The organism is Acidithiobacillus ferriphilus, from assembly GCF_018854775.1.
GTDB classification, from domain to species: domain Bacteria; phylum Pseudomonadota; class Gammaproteobacteria; order Acidithiobacillales; family Acidithiobacillaceae; genus Acidithiobacillus; species Acidithiobacillus ferriphilus.
This window is the reverse complement of sequence record NZ_JAAZTY010000140.1, coordinates 1-581: the sequence shown is the minus strand read 5'-3', so window position 1 is coordinate 581 and position 581 is coordinate 1. Positions and strand designations below refer to the sequence as shown.

At 58.7% G+C, this 581-nt stretch carries 1 protein-coding gene; it reads right to left on the bottom strand.

All coding sequences use genetic code 11. The features are described 5' to 3' along the window. Positions 1–581 (bottom strand): GTP-binding protein (locus HF921_RS10155; protein WP_215893761.1); only part of this gene is annotated, 581 nt, incomplete at both ends.

Below are 581 nucleotides of genomic sequence, written 5' to 3'. Positions count from 1 at the left end.
TCCATTGCCTCGGCCAGCCGGTAAATGGCCGGCTCGCCAATGTCACTCTGGTCCCCTTCCAGGGCCTTGAGCGCGGAGCCGATAATCACCGGAATGTCATCGCCTGGAAACTCGTACTTGGAAAGCAGCTCCCGCACTTCCATTTCTACCAGTTCCAGCAACTCGGCGTCGTCCACCATGTCGGCCTTGTTCAGAAACACCACTATATAGGGAACGCCCACCTGGCGGGCGAGCAAAATGTGTTCGCGGGTCTGGGGCATCGGACCGTCGGCCGCCGAACAAACCAAAATGGCACCATCCATCTGCGCGGCGCCAGTGATCATGTTCTTCACGTAGTCGGCGTGACCTGGGCAGTCCACGTGGGCATAGTGGCGATTTTCCGTCTCGTACTCCACGTGCGAGGTCGCAATCGTGATCCCTCGTGCCCGCTCTTCCGGCGCATTGTCAATCTGATCATAAGCGCGAACCTCACCACCAAACTTCGCCGACAACACCTTCGTCAGCGCCGCCGTCAATGTGGTCTTGCCATGGTCCACGTGACCAATCGTTCCCACGTTCACATGCGGCTTCGTCCGCTCAAA